Below are 18752 nucleotides of genomic sequence, written 5' to 3' on the forward strand. Positions count from 1 at the left end.
TATTATTTTATTATTTTATTATTTTATTATTTTTTATAAATTGAGTGGTCAATGGTTACTGCTGCCACATTGCTAACCTAAATTAGTCCTTAGAATTAGACTAGTTTATGCTCCCTTAGATACGATATAGTCAACATCAATAGCTATTTGAGCTGTTTTCAGTGATCAGAGGAAGTAGATTTACCTTTAACCTGACGGACAACTAAACCACCTTTGCGGACATTAGGTAACTCCTAAAAAATACCGTACTTCGGTTTAGTTTTAGTACCGGAAACGCACATCTAATAAGACAGCTTAGGTGAATTTTGATTTAGCTGCTTGTTGAATTATTTAGTTTTGGCATTCGTCATTGATTCATTTAATGCGTCAAGTCTATCCCATACTTATAAAATTAATTTCAGTAAAAAGTAACCTTCTCTAGAACCTATTTTTTTATAAATCAAAAAATTCGATCAACTATATACAATTGACCAAAGAATGTTATACGCCTTGCCACGTCACAACTCTCATATGAAACAGCATCGTTCCACCCATCATACTCTCCAGCCTCATAAACTATTCGAAGACTACCTGCCCAAATAGTTAGTATCACCCCGATCCAAACCAACTTCTTTTTTAAATTATTCAAGTAGTAACCTCATTCTCTGACAATTCACACAATTTAGACTCAACAGAGCACTTAGACACAATGACTTACAAGGTGCTAGCCTCTCAACGTGAGTAGTCATTGTGTCTACATTTGTACTGCTAATAGCCCACTACCAGAAGAACTGAAAGGATTGTCTTCCAATCCTGCGGCTAGATGCAACTCTTTAATAACTTGTTGAATATCATTTAATGCAACTTTTGCGTTTTTTAATGTTGCAAAATCTTTCCATGTAGGACCAACTGAAAAATGATTAATATTTCCCAATTCAACTTCAATTTCCATTTGAATCTCATCTGTCGACGTTTTGCCATGAGCCATGGTATCTCTAAATTTAAAAACACTCACCACTGATTTGTAAGGTCTTTTATTAAAATCAGGGGTAATTCCAAGCTCATCACAAAACTTTTTATACTTCTTTAATTTGGGTAGTTTTCGTTCTACCTTGCTCCAATCATCGTGTCTAAGACTACCTAAGTGATTAAAATAAGCTTCTAGAGTAAATGCAGAAAAAATAATACAACTTATTACATTATATAACTGTCCTTCCTCAGAATATTCTGCCAGTTCAAGCATATGAGTCGCACCAATATTCATATAGGCAAATGTAATTGTTTCAAATCCCCCCCTTACAGAAGTTTTCATACCCTCCCCTTATATACATAAACCTTCATCTTGATAGTCAACAAAGCCACCAGGCTGTGTGATAACTCTCAGCTTACAATTTTTATGCAACGCTACGTAAATTCAAAGGTAGTTTGACGCCAAACTTATTACAGATTTAAATCTACAGAGCATTTTTTCGTTGATATTTCCGAATTACGCAAGTTCAAAATAATTTTTTCACAGCCTGCCACCATAAAAGACATTAGGTAGTAAGCGCTAAATAATGTTTAGGATTAGATTTTGTCTTTGTTAAACAGATGTTATGTGCGATTAAAACTAATTTAACTCAAAAAAAATAAAGTGTACTATAAGTTTTCACACTTTATTTCATATTCTGGGAACTTTTCTATAATACTTCCAATCACAACAACGCCACTGCCATATTTTGAAGATACTATTAAAGTATATGACTTTGACTTTTTCAATAGCTCATCAACTTTAAAATATGAATACTGCAATTTATTGAAAAGTTTGTTTCCCTTACGCACCTTCCGTGTGTTTTGATCAAAAGTTAGTTCATAATCATAAGCAACTTCACCCGTATCTATGTCGATTTTATATGAAGTAAAAATATTATAAATATTCTCTCCCTCGGTAAATCGTACATTTGTAAAACCAACATAATCCTCCTCTTTAACTTCCTCTAAGGGAATAAAAGGCACTGTAAACACAATATGATTTTGAAGAAATGTTCCCCTTCTGCAAGCTAAAAATACAGGGTAAGAATCCGTCTTACTATTGGTGAAAAGCATCACTGTATCTTTCATATATTCAGACTGATGTATCACTGCTTCATTTGCTAAAGCATTTAACGAACACATAGACAAAAAAACAAGTAAAAAACATTTTATTTTAAGCACTTCTAATATTTCCTATTGCGCTGAATAAATATTAATAGTTCATGTAAAAAAAAAACTAAGTGACTAACTACAGAATACTTGTCATGGGATAGTACATAATAACTTATTATGGAGGCGTAATTCATATAATAAACCTGTATTTATAAATCCTTGTTTATGCCAGAACACTCTTTTATCATTCTTTCTTTAGCGTCCATATAGCCTTTAGTACTGAATACAATAGTGTGCTTGTCATTCGATACAATTATTTTGTTGGAGTTGAGGTATTCAGTAATATTAGCTAATGGTATTTGCAATTCATAATTATCATCAAATTCGCCTTCTAAAAAAACAAATTCGTGTTCAACACCGTTAACACTGAGGTTAATTTTACCTTTACTATTATATTCTAGCCCAAGGTTTTGTATCGTTTTCCCCGCTAAACTTAAATAATGTGTATTAACCGAATCATTGTATGTTCCAACAGAACAATAAAAATATAGATTAGAGCTGTAATCAGAACTAAACGTATGAATTGTGTTCCTAAAATGCCCATCGCCTTTTCTTTTTGAGAACATAAAGTCGTTAAAAACCTTAAAACTACCGCCTTGACGTGTAATATTTCTAGTTTTATATAATGCATTAGTGGCTTCAGCTATGCAGCTACCAGTAAAGTATGATTCACTTTTATTCATAAACTTCTCTTTTTGAGCCACGCATGGATCATAACATTCATTTACTATAGCTTTTGATAGTGAACCAACTTCGCTAATACCATCATCGAACTCAATTGCGCTTTTGGTTATGCAGCTTGAGGATTTGTTTAATATAGATAACCTCTGAATATCAGAGAGTTTACTTATGCAAGAGAAGTAGACGCTACCTTTAGGGTAATTTCCTAGTATATAAGGGCCGGGATTGGTTTTAGTAGATATAACATCTATTTGTTCATTCCTAATATTGCAGAAATGTACAGCTATTTTCTCAGCCTCCTGAACTAAAGGTAAATTATTTAATGGAAAAGTACCTTCCTCTCTTTCTACTAAATAGGTGTTTTTTGAAACCAGAGTTGGACCATAAGTTTTAGTGGCCGAACAGCCCATTAGTAAAAAATTTCCAAATAAAAATAGTAAAACTAAATTGCGCATATAAATCTCACGAGTGATTGCTTTGTAAAATCTATCTTCTTGACCATTTTTATGGCACCACTACATAACGCATTGCCTGAATAAATGAATATTTTAAGGTTAGTGAATTGGAAAATAGAATAAAAATAGCAAGATACAGTTGAATTATATCTTGCTATCAAAAAAAGTAACTTAAAAGTGAGCTTTGATATCAATAGTTAATAAATTTGCATCATCTGCAATTTGATACCCTGCGCCAATTGAAACTGTTTCGTTCAGGTAAAAAGCAGCAGCTATACCAAAAGCTGTTTCAGATTCACCATCTAGACTATCGCGGGTTGCTTGAACAACGACTTCAAAATTATCAGACAACATTGATTTTACGCCAGCACCTAAAGAGTATCCATTTTCATCCTCAGAGGTATTGTCATATTCTATCTCTGCATTTAAGTAAGAAACTTGACCGAATAAGTCAGTGGTTTCATTAAGGCCGTGACGAATACCTAAACCCAAATTCCAGGTTGATAGATCTATATCTTCATCATAAACTTCTTCTGAAACTAAGCGATATTTTCCGTGAAAATATACATTATCATTGATTAACTTTGAGCCTAAAAAGGTGAAGCCTGTTGGTTCAAAATCAGAATCCTTGATGTCAACGCTAACATAGCCCACACCAATGTTGTTCCAACTTGGAGATTTGGCCATTGATAATGTAGATACTGTCAGTGTTGTAAAAAGAAGAGTGGTTAAAGCTAAAGATTTGTTTTTCATTAAAAATTCCTTGTAGTGTTTAATGCAGGCATGAGCAAAGCTTTTAGCTTCCATGCCAGCACTAAATTTAACAGATCGCAGCCTCATTGCAAAGAGAACTTTTGGTTTAATTAGTAAAGACAACACGTTATGTGTAGTCAGGTGTAATAGATAAGCATATAACTTTCTTGATTCACAAAAAGATATCGTGCCCAATTCAATTACATATTGTCATGCTTCAACAAAATTGGGAGGCATAGTATATTTTGGTTGTTTTCTTAATGACCACTTAAACCCACAAAATAAAGTTAGCTTTAACCTATTTATGATGAATGACCATATTGGTGGCTAAGCGCACTATTTATTGCGGATAATTCAAGGCGAAATTAGGTCTTCTGTGTGGCATGACCTGAACTGAATTGATGATTACTCTACTTCCGCTTTTGGCTCAGCCTGTGTGAAACTCCCGAAGGAAAACTTTTATGCAACGCTACGTAAATTAATAGGTAGCTTTACATCAAATATAATACAGAATTTAATCTAAAGAGCTTTTTTCCGTTGGTTTTAACCAATTACTCAAGTTTGAAATAGTTTTTACACAGGCTGGGCTAAGAGCCAAAGAATTAATTCAGTCACTCAAGGCTTCCGCTTAGTACTCCTTGACTGAACTAAATCTTTGAGCCTATAATTTTTCGTGGGATGCTTTATCCCTCGTAATTTAGACACTGAAAAAAAATAAAACCCTCATTACGCCACTAATTTACTGGTGTAATGAAAGTATTAATTTTAACTGTTCCGTTAATTAAGTATCTCCTGTCCATAGACGTAACTTAACGCTGCTTTTTAATTTTCAGTCTAAATCAAAATGAAATTAAATCACTAACCGTCTGCCCTACCAACCTTTGCCGTTGCTCCGACACCTTAGAATATCTTTGCGAACTGGCAATATTGGCGTGGCCTAGCTGGATCATGACATCATACAAATCTCGACCGCTTGAAATTAAGGCGGTAGCCACGCTGTGGCGGCACGTATGAAAACAAACTTCTTTACGATTTATCCCCGCTTTCTTAAGTACTACATCGTAAGCCCACCTTGGTTCTGAAATGTGCTTACCTGTGATCAAACTTGAAAATATATACGGGTTACTTTCACGTTTGGGTAATTCACAAATAAGCTTCATCATTTCGTCGCTAAGATAGATTTCTCGGCTTTTACCTGATTTTGTCATAGGAACATAGAGTTTTCGTTTACCTTTATCTAAATGCTTCCACTGCGCTGTCAGCAATTCCATTTTACGCACACCAGAATACAGAAGTAGAGCAATAAACCGACCAGCAAATGGATTCGGGTATTTAACAGCTTGCTGAATGATTTTTTTCATTTCTCCTACAGTGAAGTACCTTGTTCTTGTATTATCTTCCTTAAGCAATTTTATTTTGTTAGCCTGATTAATTTCAATAATCCCCCAAGCAATAGCTTGTTGCCCCATAGTTTTAAGCAAGGCTAATGTTCGATTACACGTTGATGGTGCAAATATTTTTGTGAAACCCTCACCGGATAACATATCCATTTGTAGGCGTTGTACATCTAAAGCTGTTACTTCATCGTAATACTTATTACCGAAACGTTTACTGACATAATCTGTGTATCTTTGAAGATCATGCTTCCATGACCGTTTATTTTGTTTGATATAAGGTAAATAACTGTCATTGAAATAATCATTTAAGGTTGGCATTAACTTTTGATTTTCACGTTCTTGCTTAGGGTCAACACCTGATGCAACTTGCGTTAAGTGTTTTCTAGCTATACTACGGGCATCGTTAACATTGATATCTGGAAATTTGCCGATTGTTAATGAGCGTTTTTTAGATTTTATCTGATAGCGAACTAAATACCTTTTGCTTCCTGTCTTACCAACTAATAGCTTAAGGTTTGATATTTCAGTATCAGTATATTCTTGATCAGTTGATCTAGAATCAATGTCATTAGCAGGTAAAGCTTTTAGTTTTGAATTTGTAAACTTGAATCGAGTTTGGTTATGTACTGGCATTATTAAATTCTCCGCGATTATTTAATGGATCCAATAATTTAATATATGCTCAGAGTTTATTTACTTTCGGACATAGTTCAGTGTATTTAAACCGGATATAGACCATAGGGAATGGTACTTAACACTACGAGTAGATTGTTTTAATAACGAAATGAATAGCAATTTTTTAATAATAAGTGCCTGCGTATAGACAGGAAACTGAATTGTAAGATTAGATGGACAGTATCGCGACAGGAAATTGCTAGGGTTATGTACGTAAAATTAAGTTTTATATGTTAAATGTAGTAGTGTTTCGATGCGTATAAAGTTAATAAAAAGCTAAAATAAGGACGAATAATTGATTATTTTCAATGAAGATGAAACTGAGTGATTTGTGGTATAACTTATTGATTAACAGAGGATATACAGAATAAAAAGGTGGTACCCGGAGACGGACTTGAACCGTCACACTCTAAGAGCGAGGGATTTTAAATCCCTTGTGTCTACCAATTCCACCACCCGGGCATCGGATAATTCTTTTTAAAGTAGAGATTGGCTCCCTACTAACTCTTAACTTACTAAGAGATTTAACTAATTAAATTCTTTAACTTATCTACACATTAAATTTAAACAACTAACGAGACGCTACATCTTTTGTTGTCAGCTAAATCACAACATCTTAGCTATATTTATTGTATAAATATATGCATTATAAATGTGATGTAAATTAATTACATACATTATTGATACAGGTTTAATTACTACTATTTAAATTACTGAACAGAAAGTACAGTATAAAGGTGGTACCCGGAGACGGACTTGAACCGTCACACTCTATGAGCGAGGGATTTTAAATCCCTTGTGTCTACCAATTCCACCACCCGGGCATCGGATAATTCTTTTTAAAGTAGAGATTGGCTCCCTACTAACTCTTAATTACTAAGAGATTCCTACTATCTAGCTTAACACTAAATATTGGAGCGGCTAACGAGACTCGAACTCGTGACATTCACGTTGGCAACGTGATGCTCTACCAGCTGAGCTACAGCCGCTTCGTAGATTAAGTAATATAATATCATTACTTAAGGTTTTCTTTTCTTTAATAAAATTTGGAGCGGCTAACGAGACTCGAACTCGTGACATTCACGTTGGCAACGTGATGCTCTACCAGCTGAGCTACAGCCGCTTCGTAACTTGTTATTACAAACAAGGTTTAAATTTTATCTGCATGCGCCAACACACACCATCTAACTATCCACTTTACTTCATTAAAAGAAGTGGTACCCGGAGACGGACTTGAACCGTCACACTCTATGAGCGAGGGATTTTAAATCCCTTGTGTCTACCAATTCCACCACCCGGGCATCGGATAATTATTTTTTATAGTAGTGATTGGTTCCCTACTTCTTAGTATTTAAACTAAGTCCTTCATACATCCAACACTTATAAATAAGTAATGGAGGCGGGTCCCGGAGTCGAACCGAGGTCCACGGATTTGCAATCCGCTGCATAGCCATTCTGCCAACCCGCCGAATCCTTTGAATAGATAACAATTAAAAAAAATCATTATAAATCAAACTTGGAGCGGCTAACGAGACTCGAACTCGTGACATTCACGTTGGCAACGTGATGCTCTACCAGCTGAGCTACAGCCGCTTCATCTGCTGACTCCCTGTCAACTTGGGACGCATTCTACATTGAAATTATTTGGAGTCAACAGTTTAATTTCAATTTTGTTTTGACTGCTCAAAAAGCGGCTAATTTGACGTTTTTTTAACTAAATATATCATTTTCTAGCTATTTTGTTTCGCTAACTCTGGCCAAGCTACTTTAAAATAGGCCAGCATTGACCAAAAAGTAAGCACTGTGGCTATCGCATAAAAGCTGTAAGCGATAAACATTAATATTTCATGTGGAAAATTAAACAGAATTAATGGAATATCATAATCAGGTTGCCAAATTAATCCCATAATACCTAGCATTTGCGCAGCTGTTTTATATTTTCCCATTTGAGAAACAGCAATTTCATCGCGTTTACCGCGTGAAGACATAAATTCACGCAAGGCACTAATAAAAATTTCACGAGCAATCATTAATATTGCTGAAATTGAAATCCACCACAGTTGATAATCTTGAATAAGTAGCACTAAAGCAGCAACAACCATTAATTTATCAGCTACTGGGTCAATAAAGGCGCCAAATGCTGAAGATTGGTTTAATTTACGTGCTAGATAGCCATCAAGAGCATCACTAATAGCAGCAAGCCAGAATACGGCAAATGCGCCGAAATGATTCCATGAGACTGGTAAATAAAATACCACTAAAAAAACAGGTATTAATACTATCCGAAACATGGTGATTTGATTTGGAATGGTCCACATAAATTTATTTTACTACTAAAGCAACAAGCGTTACCGCATTCTACACATTACAGGCAGAGACGTAAATTTTTATCAAAAAATAGCAATAATAAGTGTAGACAACAAAGGTGGGTTTATTACAGGAAGACGTTTAACTTATTTATCATGTAAGGCGTTATATATTGTATCGGCTAAAACAGCACTAATACCAGGCACCTTTTCTAGTATTGACCTATCGGCTTGCATAACTTCTTGGAGCCCGCCTAAATATTTTAATAAGGCTTGACGTTTTTTCGCGCCAATTCCTTCAATAGATTCCAGTGTCGATTTTTTGCTGGCTTTTTGACGCTTGGCTCGATGTCCTGTAATGGCAAAGCGATGTGATTCATCACGAATATGCTGTACTAAGTGTAAAGCTGGTGAGGTCGATGGTAATGAAATTAGCTGATGACTACCTGCTAAGATTAGCGTTTCAAGTCCAGGCTTACGCCCTTCTCCTTTAGCGACACCAACTAATAGTGGGATTTTTTCTAAAGCGGTATCTGTTTGCCATTGAGCAAAAAATGCTTCTGCTTTTGATAATTGTCCTTTACCGCCATCAATAAAAACAATGTCAGGCATATTTTCCATGGTAGTCACTTTGCCATAACGTTTGTTAAGCGCAAACGCCATCGCCGCATAATCATCTCCCGGTGTAATGCCATAGACATTATAACGACGATAATCACTTTTTAAAGGCCCTTCTTGATTGAACACCACATTGGATGCCACGGTTTGTTGCCCCATGGTATGACTAATATCAAAACACTCAATTCGGTTAATGCCATTATCAAGTTCAAAAACTTCATTTAACGCCGAAAAACGTGCTTGCATTGAAGCTTTATGACTATTCTTAGTGACTAATGCATTTTGCGCATTGGTACAGGCCAACTTTAAATATTGGGCACGTTCGCTGCGAACACTCGTTGATATTTTAACATTGCGCTCAGCTTGCTCACTCAAAAGCTTAGTAAGCTCTTCAATGTGTTCAAAACTTTCACTGATCACTATTTCTTTAGGTATAGCAGCACTTTTCAAGTCTTGCCCTAAGTAATGCTGGCTTATAAAGGCTTGGTAAACGTCTGCTTGTTCCGTGTCAGCAGGAATACTAGGGAAATAGCTTTTGCTACCCAGTATCTTTTGATCACGTATAAATAAAACGTGTACACAAACCTGTGATTTCTCAATATAGATACCGATAACATCAAGTTCAGCGACAATACCACTGACAAACTGTTGCTTTTGAACTTGTCGTAATGTAGCGATTTGATCTCGGTACTTAGCAGCAGCCTCAAAGTCTAATGTGTGGCTAGCTTGTTCCATTTCAACCACTAAACTATCAATAACCGTTGAGCTTTTTCCTCGTAAAAATAGTTTAGCTAAGTCAACTTGTTGCTGGTAATCAACCGCTGATATTTTATCGACACAGGGTGCAGAGCAACGATTTAATTGATACTGCAAACAAGGACGACTGCGCGCACGATAATAACTATCTTCACATTGACGAACCGGAAATAACTTTTGCATTAAACGAAGGCTTTCCCAAACAGCACCAACAGTTGGATATGGACCAAAGTATTCTCCTTTAACTTTTTTACCGCCTCGGTGAACACCTAACTTAGGATGTTTATGGTCTGTTATTAGTAAATAGGGGTAAGACTTATCATCTCGTAATAAAATATTATATTTAGGGAGGTATTTTTTAATGTAGTTGTTTTCAAGAATTAACGCTTCGCCCTCAGTATGAGTAACGGTAACGTCAATCGCCATAATATGGCTGACTAATACTTTGGTTTTGGTGCTGCCGACACCTTTACGAAAGTAACTGGCAAGGCGTTTTCTAAGCTGTTTAGCTTTTCCTACATAGATAACCGTTTGGTGTTTATCGTACATCCGATAAACACCCGCTTGCTCAGAAACGGAAGAAAGAAAAGCTTGGTGATCAAAAAGAGATTGAGAAATTGACAAGGTTTATAATGTTTCTGTTTTGATCATACCATGACGAATAGCGAGATGAGTAAGTTCTACATCATTACCAACGTTTAACTTTTCAAACATTCTGTATCGGTAACTGTTAATCGTTTTAGTACTTAAAATGAGTTGTTCTGAAATATGGGGGACTTTTTCGCCACGGGTGATCATCAACATAATTTGAAGTTCACGTTCAGACAAGGTATTGAATGGATTTTCTTCATTCGATTTAAACTGACTTAATGCCATTTGTTGAGCAATATCTGGCGTAATGTAACGTTGACCACTGTTTACTGCTCGAATGGCGTTAACCATTTCATCAGCACCAGCACCTTTAGTTAAATAACCTGCTGCGCCAATTTGCATGACCTTGGTAGGAATAGGGTCTTCTGAATACACCGTTAACACGATAACTTTTATGTCAGGTGAATAACGAATTATTTTTTTAGTCGCTTCTAAACCACCTATCCCCGGCATGTTCATGTCCATTAACACAACATCGGGTTGACTTTTACGACAAAATTGTACGGCTTCTTCTCCAGTTTCGGCCTCACCTATGACTTTAAGTCCTTTTACGTCGTCTAGAATTCTACGTATTCCTGTACGAACTAACTCATGATCATCGACCAATAAAACATTTATCAACGGAGGTTCACCTTAATTTACAATTTTTATTATCTTGGAGAATACTGTAAGAAATATTCCTTATATGATTAGAGCATATAGGGTATTAGCAAGCAGTACAATTGAATTCAACCATCTTACATTGAAAAAGTGCAGCATAGTTATAGCACTGCTTTATTAACCTACTGTTAGGCTAATTTTTAACTAGAGATCATGCTTCTTTAGCCAGTTATTTAACAAACCAATTTGACCATTTTTATAAGCAGCATAAGTCAATCTAACCGCATTACTTAAAATGACGCTGTCCGTCCATTTCGTCTGTTCGGCTATGAGTTCGTAACAATTCTGTGCTTCTGGAGACAAATAGCCACGCATTTCTTTTTTACCATTCTCTTTTTGTCGTTCGCGATAGCGCTTTTGTTTCTCTGCGTTACTAAATGCTTTTTTATTCTCTTTCATCAGTGAGTTACCAAATTATTTAAAATAAGAACAAGGTTATGCGTAACCAAATAATATATAAAAAAATGATAATAATCTAACTTTATATTAATAAAACTCAAATAAAGCACTGCTCGGAGTTGTTTAGTGTACAGGTGTTCGCTAAAGTAGCGAATAATTTAATTACTGAAAATAAAGTGACCTCATGTTAGATCAAAATTCATACTCTAAAGAAGACTTAGTAAAAGCAGGAACTGGCGAAATGTTTGGCGAAGGAAATAGTCAATTACCTTCAGACAATATGTTGATGATGGACCGAATTATTTCTATCACTGAAGATGGTGGTGAATATGGTAAAGGTGAGATTATTGCTGAACTTGATATTAGCCCAGACCTTTGGTTTTTTGATTGTCACTTTAAAGGTGACCCTGTTATGCCTGGTTGTTTAGGCTTAGATGCTATGTGGCAACTCGTTGGTTTCTTCCTTGGTTGGTCAGGTGGTCCAGGTCGCGGTAGAGCGTTGGGTGTAGGTGAAGTTAAATTTACAGGTCAAATTTTACCGACCAACAAAAAAGTGACTTATAAAATCACTTTAAAGCGTGTCATCAAACGCAAATTGTTTATGGGTATTGCCGATGGTGAAGTCTTAGTTGATGGCAAAGTTATCTATACCGCTAAAGATTTAAAAGTAGGCTTATTTACTGACACTACTTCATTTTAGCCTTGTTTTATCTAAGACTTACCTAATAATATAACCGTACCTTACGTTATTTAAGCTAAAGCCTACTTTTAGACAGTAGGCTTTTTTATTTTATTAATTCCTGCCTTTATTTGCGATATTCTGCTAAATTAACCTCATTAACTTACCTTGCTATTCTTAAAATCACCCTTATGACCAAGTTACCCTCAAGTGTTTATAACATTACCAAATTAGTCTTTATCCTAATGATTTCACTGGTGTTAGTTTTTATTCTTAACAGTGTATGGCAGTTTATCAGTCATATTGATGAACTTTCTTTTAGTGAAGACTCTCCTTTAGTAACAAGTGATTTTAGCTACGCTATTGACCGCGACAATAGTTTAAATATCAAAACTCTCGTTAAAAGCAAAGAGGCCGAAGCGCGATTCACTCCCTCGTTAGCTAATGACATTCCCTACGCATTAGGTCTTCAATCCTATTGGGTAAAAATTAATATTAATAACAACACCCCAAACACTCAAAGTGTTGTATTGCATGCCGATAACAGCATGCTAGCCTTCTTTGATGTTTATAAAGTCAATGCTATGTTAGAAAGCGTGACTCAAATCGCTCAGCAAAAGGCAACAATTGAACAAGACACCTTATTAGATGTATTTCCTCATGTAGCTTTTGATCTACTTGCAAAAAGCACGATGCAAGTTATTGTGCATGTAAAAAGTAATGGCCCACCAAATGTACCTTTGACCCTCTACAACAAAGACAACTTTAATAAGCGTATCGATTATTCGCAAATTGTTTATGGAATATTTATTGGCATTATTCTTTTAATGGCAATATATAACCTTGTTTTATATTTTGCGATAAAAGATAAGGTGTATTTGGTATATATTGGCTATTTATTATCTTCTTTTACCGTTTTAGCTGGACTAACTGGTTACGGGTATCTCATTTTCTCTAAAGATGTTCAGTATTTTATTCATCAGTATTTATTATTCATCAATTATTATTTGATATTTTTCCTACTTCTTTTCTCCTTATACTTTTTACGTTATGACCAAACAAAAAGCACCCTCTATAAAGTTGGAATGATATCAGGTGGGCTATTAATAGTTGTCGCTTTCTATTCACTGACCTTAGACCAAATTGCACAAACCAAACTGTTTTTTTCAATTCAGCCATTCTTTTACCTATTTTCATTATTTATCATTTTTAGAAGATTATCTAAAGACTTTGCCTGGGCACGCTTTTATTTCATTTCATGGGTACCTTTCCTAGCTGGGGCGGCCATTCAACCACTCGTGTTATTAAATTATGTTGATTCAACATTCATAACACGTAATGCATTTTTATTTGCGGTGATGATTGAAATTACTTTTATGGCTTTTGCACTCGCTGAGCGGATGCGCAGAAACGATCAAGATAGAATTAATGACATCTGTTACCATGACTTTACTAAATTACCCCGTAAGTCTATGCTTGAAAACGCGATGAACGAAATGAAAATTTCGGGTAAAAACGATTTTTGTGTATTAATAATTAAACCAGAACATATCGAACAAATATCACTTTATATTGATGATAAAGCTAACGCGGCTTTATTTAAACGGCTAAGTCGTCGCTTAAGCTCATTGTTCATTCATAATGATGCTATCGTAGAATTATCTTCTAACCACGAAAAAATTTGTTTCTTAGAAAATAACTGTCTGGCTATTATCGTTAATAACGAGAAAAACCAGCAAGACTTGCCTGTTTTGATCAAATCAATACAACAGCTTACCTCTGAGACATTTCAAATAGATGACCTTAAGTTACCCTTGTCAGCAGTCATTGGTGTCGCTAACTACCCAGAACATGGCAGTGCTAACTACTTATTGATTAATCATGCCCAATTAGCGGTAAACGATGCGCAACTTGTCTATGGCCGTTGGGCTTATTATCAAAGCGAAAAATCAGATCACACCAGTTACTTACTCAAACTTGCCACCGATTTAAAAGAAGCCATAGAGAATGACACATTAGCTATATACCATCAACCACAAATCGACCTTAAAACCTTACGCGTTTGCAGTAGCGAGTGTCTAATTCGTTGGGAACATCCTCGTGAAGGTTTCATCTCACCTGACATTTTTATTCCTTTAGCCGAAGATTTAGGCCTCATTAATCAGCTAACATTATGGGTTATTAAGCGCGCTTTAGCACAGCATCAACAAATTTTAGTCAATAATAATCATATGGTCTCAATTAACATTAGTGGTAAAGATATTGCTCATGAGCACTTTTTTACTAATGCCCTGAGTATTATAGAAGAAAGTGGCATAGCCGCTGACAAAATAATTTTAGAGTTAACTGAATCGGCGTCAATTAGCCATAACAAGCAATCTCTTGAGTTAATCCAAAAATTAGGCGATTTAGGTTTTACTATTAGTATTGATGACTTTGGCACAGGGTATTCATCCATGGCGCAAATTAGCCATCTTCCTTTTCAAGAGCTCAAGGTTGACCGACTATTTGTTGAGAATGTTAATGGTGATCACAAACGTAAAACCATTGCTGAAGCTACCGTTAAAATGGCAAAGGGTTTAGGGTTAGAAGTTGTTGCTGAAGGTATTAATAGCCAAGAAGATGAAGACACATTACGTAGTTTTGGCTGCGATATTGGGCAAGGCTATTACTACGCAAAACCAATGCCCATTGATGATTACCTTGACTGGTTGGTTTCACAAAACAATGGCCGAACACAAAAGCGTATCGACCTTGATGGTGAGTTCATTCCTGCTGATAAAATCTAGAATAATCTATTTTCTAAAGTTTTACCGTTAGTTAATTGTGAATATTGCCATTTGTGTTGATGACAAAGCTTTAATATTTGTAAATCTAACGGTTCGCTTTCAGGAGAAACGAGACCGGTAGTGATTAAAAACTCATTATTTTGCGTCTGTTCAATATGCTGAACATCGGCAACGCCAGCCATTAAAGGTAAAAAGTTATCGTACGCCTTCCTCATTCTAATCGTTAAGAAACCTTGCTGCTCTTCGCTTTGCAAGTTTTGATGTTGTTTTAATTGTCCCTTCTCTATATACAAGACTTGGCTACATAACCGCTCTAGTTCACTCAAATCATGAGAACTTAAAATAAAGGTAATCTCTGATGATAATGAAGCAACGAGCTGACGAACTTCTCGTGCATTTATGGGATCAAGTCCCGCTGTCGCTTCATCCAACATAACTATTTCTGGCGAGCCAATTAACGTTTGGGCAATAGCAACACGTTTACGCATACCATGTGATAACTCATCAGGCTTGGCTTTTAGCGTGTCAGCTAAGCCAACAAGCTCTAACGTTCTTTGTGCTTCTTTTTGTGCATTCTTGCGAGTTAGACCTTGCAGTTGAGCATAAAAGGTTAATTGATGTGCAATAGAAAAACGTGGGTCAAATTGAGCATCTTGTGGTAAAGCCGCTAATTTGCCGAATAAGTTGGCGTCTCCAGCCATCAATCCTGCAATAGTGATAGTCCCGCTACTGGGCAACAGATAACCACATAAAAGGCTAAATAAAGTTGTTTTACCTGCACCATTGGGTCCAACTAAAGCAATGGGTTGCCCTTTTTCTATACTGAATGATACTTTGTCTAAAGCTAGATGATCGCCAAATGATTTTGAAAGATTATCAACTTGAATTAATGGCGCAGATTGGCTATTAAGTAAACTCATATTGATGCCCTCTTTAGTAGTTTATCCGCAACAAATAACAAGACAATCGTTTGTAATATAGGAATTAAATAATGGTAAAAATCGAGTCCATCTAATGAAACTACACTGCTAATTTGTGTACCTGGAAAAATAAAGTTAAGAAATAGTCCACTGTCTAATTGAAATTGAATAAAACCTATCACTAGTGCTCCTATGGTATAAAACAAAATACCAGCAACAATAGTCATTTTTGCTGAGGATAAAATACTATTAAAAAATGACATCAGAGCAATGAAAGGTAAAATTATAATTGCTAATTCAATAAACAAAACTGCAGCTTGTTTTAAAGCCGGTAAAAACAAAGCATTATCACGAACAGTGGCTAAAATAACACATGCCACTAACGTTAGTAATATAAGGCTAACAAGTGTAAGGAATTGACCTAAAAATCGTCCTAGCAATATTTCACTACGCGAGGCTCTTAAGGTAATAAAACGAAGCGTTCCGCGAGCACGGTCGGAACATGTTTGATCACTACTGACTAAAAAAGTGAATATTGGAAATGAATAAACTGCGACTAACCAATAAATAGAAAATTCAGCAACGGGCCATTTCAACAAAGCACTTACTCCCAATGAGCCAAATAAAGCACTTGCTGCCACCTTAAATCCATCGGAAAAAACCAGTTCAGTGGCTGAGCTGATCACATAAGTCAAAAGTATGAACCAAACAGCACAAAATGCCGTTAAGGCGATCAAGCCATTTTTAGTATTAAAAATACGCTTCAATTCAAATTGAGTGAGAATAGATAGTCTATGGATGTTCAACAAATTAACGCCTGCTAGTGATTATTTTTCAATACCATAAAGGCACAGCTAACAAAATGCGAGTGTTATTTTGTTTCAAACAGTGGCAATAACATCAGCGCTCGGCATTGAGTTTACAAATAAAAAAGCCAATCAAAATTGATTGGCTTTACTAATACACTTAAAGAAGAGGGAAAATAAACTTAAGCTCTACGAGTAACGACTGACTCACTCAGTTGTGCCAACAAGACTTCTGTATCAGACCAGCCAATACAAGCATCGGTAATACTTTGACCATATGTCGCCACTTCTCCGTCAATCAGGTCTTGGCGACCTTCTACTAAGTGACTTTCAACCATGACACCGAAAATATTGTCATTCCCGCCACTAATTTGCTGACAAACATCATCGCAAACGAGCATTTGATTTTTAAACTTTTTACTGCTGTTAGCATGACTGAAGTCAATCATGATCTTAGTATTAAGTGAAGACTTGTCTAATTGCTCAGTCACAACTTTTACACTGTCTGCGTCAAAATTTGTCGATTTACCGCCTCGTAAAATAATATGACAATCTTTATTGCCCGTTGTTTGTACAATAGCAGAATGACCATATTTAGTGACCGACAAAAAATGATGAGAAGCACTTGCCGCGCCAATTGCATCTATAGCCACTTTAATGGTGCCATCTGTACCATTTTTAAATCCGACAGGACAAGATAAGCCTGAAGCGAGTTCTCGATGAACTTGGCTTTCAGTAGTACGAGCCCCGATTGCTCCCCAACACATAAAATCAGCCATATACTGTGGCGTTATCATGTCTAAAAACTCACCCGCTGTCGGCATCCCCATATCATTGAGGTCGAGTAATAATTTACGGCCAATACGAAGGCCGTCATTAAGCTTAAAAGTATTATCCATGTAAGGGTCATTAATTAAGCCCTTCCAACCCACCGTTGTTCTGGGCTTTTCAAAATAAACTCGCATAACAATTTCAAGCGTGTCTTCATACTTTTTACGCAGTTTAACTAGTCGCTGGCCATATTCTAATGCTGCATCGGTGTCATGTATTGAACAAGGACCAATGACAACGAGCAAACGATCATCTTTATTATTAAAAATGTTACTAATGGCTTTACGTGCAGAAAATACCGACTTAGATGCTTCTTGAGAAGCTGGAAATCGCTCAATAAGTGCGATTGGAGGTAATAATTCTTTGATTTTACTGATGCGAACGTCGTCGGTTTGGTAGAACATAGTCATTTCTCTTTACTTCAATGCTAAAAAGTACAGTTATTGCACCGCTTAGAATTTATTTTCATTGTGTATGTCTAACTCGCTGGCTAGACTCCTAGATGGGTAACCCATCAACAACTTAGCAGTGTTAATCGGACAATACCAATAGAAAATGCCTTAAAAACAATATATCGATAATGTTGGCAACAATGGTGATTTTTCGACAATAATCAACGCGACTTTAGTCAATTTATTTTACCTCTGCACTTGAAAAACAAATATTTTGCCACACATACACCATATTAATAATTAATTTACTTTTCTTATGTGGCGTACTTTTTCGATAACCCTGTTTTTATTTGTCTTAGCTGCCACGGCTAATGCTTTACCTATTGAAAATTCAGCTAATAGCGATTTAACTTTTTCTAGTCTATCGACCATTGGAAAAAGTCACTCGCACCCGACATCAAACTTTTCGGTATTAATAGATAATATTGCCCCCGATGATGTGGTTAACTTACCGCGCTTAAATCTAATTTCCGCCTCTTTATTTATTAATGAAATACAAACCACGCCAAACTATCTTCTCGTTACTGAGTTTTTTACGCTAAAACTCTCTGCAAGTTTATTTAAAAATCTTGCAAACCCTCCTGCTAAACTTAATTGGTATGAACAACTCAGTCATCGTTCAAACTCTAATCGACTTGCTGGTTGGAAAGATGGCAATACGCTATACACAGCACGCCTGACTTATCATTCATAGATTCATCATCTAACCATTATTAACTTATTTTTCCTTTTTCCCGTCACTGCTTTAACAGTGACCCTTG

At 35.9% G+C, this 18752-nt stretch carries 15 protein-coding genes and 7 tRNA genes; 3 read left to right on the plus strand and 19 right to left on the minus strand.

What is annotated here, in order from left to right; genetic code table 11:
* Positions 1-733 precede the first annotated feature (733 nt).
* The 16 genes from A3Q34_RS01150 to A3Q34_RS01225 all read right to left on the minus strand — a co-directional run bounded on the left by A3Q34_RS01150 (position 734) and on the right by A3Q34_RS01225 (position 11514).
* Positions 734-1291 carry a hypothetical protein gene (locus A3Q34_RS01150; protein WP_070373699.1) on the minus strand — a complete coding sequence of 186 codons (558 nt, stop codon included), beginning with the start codon at positions 1289-1291 and terminating at the stop codon, positions 734-736.
* A gap of 326 nt (positions 1292-1617) precedes the next feature.
* Complete coding sequence (locus tag A3Q34_RS01155) at positions 1618-2172, minus strand: hypothetical protein (RefSeq protein WP_070373700.1); 555 nt, start codon at positions 2170-2172, stop codon at positions 1618-1620.
* Between the two features lie 140 nt (positions 2173-2312).
* Positions 2313-3299, minus strand: coding sequence for a hypothetical protein (locus tag A3Q34_RS01160; RefSeq protein WP_157470713.1), 987 nt, complete (start codon positions 3297-3299; stop codon positions 2313-2315).
* A gap of 171 nt (positions 3300-3470) precedes the next feature.
* Positions 3471-4052, minus strand: a complete 582-nt coding sequence (locus A3Q34_RS01165) for an outer membrane beta-barrel protein (RefSeq protein WP_070373702.1) — start codon at positions 4050-4052, stop codon at positions 3471-3473.
* An 839-nt stretch (positions 4053-4891) separates the two neighbouring features.
* On the minus strand, positions 4892-6082 hold the full coding sequence (locus tag A3Q34_RS01170) for a site-specific integrase (protein ID WP_070373703.1): 1191 nt from the start codon (positions 6080-6082) through the stop codon (positions 4892-4894).
* A gap of 418 nt (positions 6083-6500) precedes the next feature.
* Positions 6501-6586, minus strand: a tRNA-Leu gene (locus tag A3Q34_RS01175).
* Positions 6587-6862: 276 nt separating this feature from the next.
* A tRNA-Leu gene (locus tag A3Q34_RS01180) sits at positions 6863-6948 on the minus strand.
* A gap of 89 nt (positions 6949-7037) precedes the next feature.
* Positions 7038-7113, minus strand: a tRNA-Gly gene (locus tag A3Q34_RS01185).
* Positions 7114-7171: 58 nt separating this feature from the next.
* A tRNA-Gly gene (locus A3Q34_RS01190) sits at positions 7172-7247 on the minus strand.
* 92 nt (positions 7248-7339) lie between these two features.
* Positions 7340-7425 (minus strand) — tRNA-Leu (locus A3Q34_RS01195).
* A gap of 93 nt (positions 7426-7518) precedes the next feature.
* Positions 7519-7592: transfer RNA gene (locus A3Q34_RS01200), tRNA-Cys, on the minus strand.
* A gap of 49 nt (positions 7593-7641) precedes the next feature.
* Positions 7642-7717, minus strand: a tRNA-Gly gene (locus A3Q34_RS01205).
* A gap of 137 nt (positions 7718-7854) precedes the next feature.
* Positions 7855-8442, minus strand: a complete 588-nt coding sequence (pgsA, locus tag A3Q34_RS01210) for a CDP-diacylglycerol--glycerol-3-phosphate 3-phosphatidyltransferase (RefSeq protein ID WP_070373704.1) — start codon at positions 8440-8442, stop codon at positions 7855-7857.
* A 135-nt stretch (positions 8443-8577) separates the two neighbouring features.
* On the minus strand, positions 8578-10428 hold the full coding sequence (gene uvrC / locus A3Q34_RS01215; RefSeq protein ID WP_157470717.1) for an excinuclease ABC subunit UvrC: 1851 nt from the start codon (positions 10426-10428) through the stop codon (positions 8578-8580).
* 3 nt (positions 10429-10431) lie between these two features.
* Positions 10432-11076 carry a UvrY/SirA/GacA family response regulator transcription factor gene (gene uvrY / locus A3Q34_RS01220; protein ID WP_070373705.1) on the minus strand — a complete coding sequence of 215 codons (645 nt, stop codon included), beginning with the start codon at positions 11074-11076 and terminating at the stop codon, positions 10432-10434.
* Between the two features lie 183 nt (positions 11077-11259).
* The gene (locus A3Q34_RS01225; RefSeq protein ID WP_070373706.1) at positions 11260-11514 is read right to left on the minus strand and encodes a hypothetical protein; all 255 of its coding nucleotides are present in this window, start codon (positions 11512-11514) and stop codon (positions 11260-11262) included.
* 184 nt (positions 11515-11698) lie between these two features.
* On the opposite strand from A3Q34_RS01225, the gene fabA reads away from it, so the two are divergent.
* Entirely contained in the window at positions 11699-12214 is a 516-nt protein-coding gene (gene fabA / locus A3Q34_RS01230) for a bifunctional 3-hydroxydecanoyl-ACP dehydratase/trans-2-decenoyl-ACP isomerase (RefSeq protein WP_070373707.1), read from the plus strand.
* A gap of 170 nt (positions 12215-12384) precedes the next feature.
* On the plus strand, positions 12385-14982 hold the full coding sequence (locus tag A3Q34_RS01235; protein WP_157470719.1) for a putative bifunctional diguanylate cyclase/phosphodiesterase: 2598 nt from the start codon (positions 12385-12387) through the stop codon (positions 14980-14982).
* Here the strand turns inward: A3Q34_RS01235 and A3Q34_RS01240 are convergent.
* The 3 genes from A3Q34_RS01240 to aroG all read right to left on the minus strand — a co-directional run bounded on the left by A3Q34_RS01240 (position 14979) and on the right by aroG (position 17943).
* Positions 14979-15902: an ABC transporter ATP-binding protein gene (locus tag A3Q34_RS01240; RefSeq protein WP_070373709.1), complete on the minus strand. Its 924-nt coding sequence runs from the start codon at positions 15900-15902 to the stop codon at positions 14979-14981. The two genes, A3Q34_RS01235 and A3Q34_RS01240, sit on opposite strands and share 4 nt — an antisense overlap.
* Positions 15899-16711, minus strand: a complete 813-nt coding sequence (locus A3Q34_RS01245) for a hypothetical protein (protein ID WP_157470721.1) — start codon at positions 16709-16711, stop codon at positions 15899-15901. Before A3Q34_RS01245 ends, A3Q34_RS01240 begins: the two co-directional genes overlap by 4 nt.
* 179 nt (positions 16712-16890) lie before the next feature.
* On the minus strand, positions 16891-17943 hold the full coding sequence (gene aroG / locus A3Q34_RS01250; protein WP_070373711.1) for a 3-deoxy-7-phosphoheptulonate synthase AroG: 1053 nt from the start codon (positions 17941-17943) through the stop codon (positions 16891-16893).
* Between the two features lie 304 nt (positions 17944-18247).
* Here aroG and A3Q34_RS01255 point away from each other — a divergent pair, with 304 nt between their 5' ends.
* Entirely contained in the window at positions 18248-18685 is a 438-nt protein-coding gene (locus tag A3Q34_RS01255) for a hypothetical protein (RefSeq protein WP_070373712.1), read from the plus strand.
* The last annotated feature ends 67 nt before the right edge of the window (positions 18686-18752 follow it).

This window comes from Colwellia sp. PAMC 20917, assembly GCF_001767295.1.
Lineage (GTDB): Bacteria > Pseudomonadota > Gammaproteobacteria > Enterobacterales > Alteromonadaceae > Colwellia_A.